1 protein-coding gene is annotated in these 748 nt (G+C 71.4%); it reads left to right on the forward strand.

What is annotated here, in order from left to right; all coding sequences use genetic code 11:
- Positions 1-8 precede the first annotated feature (8 nt).
- On the forward strand, positions 9-748 hold a 740-nt coding region (locus EQG76_RS31440), incomplete at its 3' end, for a radical SAM protein (RefSeq protein WP_159719130.1).

A 748-nucleotide genomic window follows, 5' to 3' on the forward strand; every position in this document is an offset into this window, starting at 1 on the left:
CTCGACCTGTGAGCACGCCCGAGCCCTTGGCGCCGCCGGTGGGTCTGCTGGCCGAGCTGACCCATCGCTGCCCGCTGCGCTGTCCCTACTGCTCCAATCCGGTGGAACTGGATCGCCGCGAGCAGGAGCTGCCGACTGAGAGCTGGCAGCGGGTGTTCGGCCAAGCCGGGGCCCTGGGCGTCCTGCAGGTGCACCTGTCCGGCGGCGAGCCTCTGGCCCGGCCGGACCTGCCGGTGCTGGTCGAGGCCTGTGCTTCGGCCGGGCTGTACAGCAACCTGATCACTTCAGGCTTAGGCCTCAGCCCGGCACGGCTGGAGCGGCTGCTGGCGGCCGGGCTGGACCATGTCCAGCTCTCCTTGCAGGACAGCGAGCCTATCAGTGCCGAGCGGATCGCCGGGGCTGCCGGCGTGTTCCCGCGCAAGCTGGAGGCGGCCCGGCTGGTGACAGCAGCGGGCCTGCCGCTCACCGTCAACGTGGTGCTGCACCGGGCCAACATCGCAAGAGCCGGGGAGATGGTCGATCTCGCCGTGGCGCTGGGGGCCAGGCGCGTGGAGATCGCCCACACCCAGTATTACGGCTGGGCGCTGCAGAACCGTGCAGCGCTGCAGCCCGACCAGGCCCAGGTGCGCCGAGCACTGGCGGACGTGGCCGAGGCCAAGGCGCGCCATGCCGGCCAGATCGTGGTCGACCAGGTGGTGCCGGACTACCATGCCCGCTACCCCAAGGCCTGCATGGGCGGCTGGGCCAG

The organism is Geminicoccus flavidas (assembly GCF_009806515.1).
Lineage (GTDB): Bacteria > Pseudomonadota > Alphaproteobacteria > Geminicoccales > Geminicoccaceae > Geminicoccus > Geminicoccus flavidus.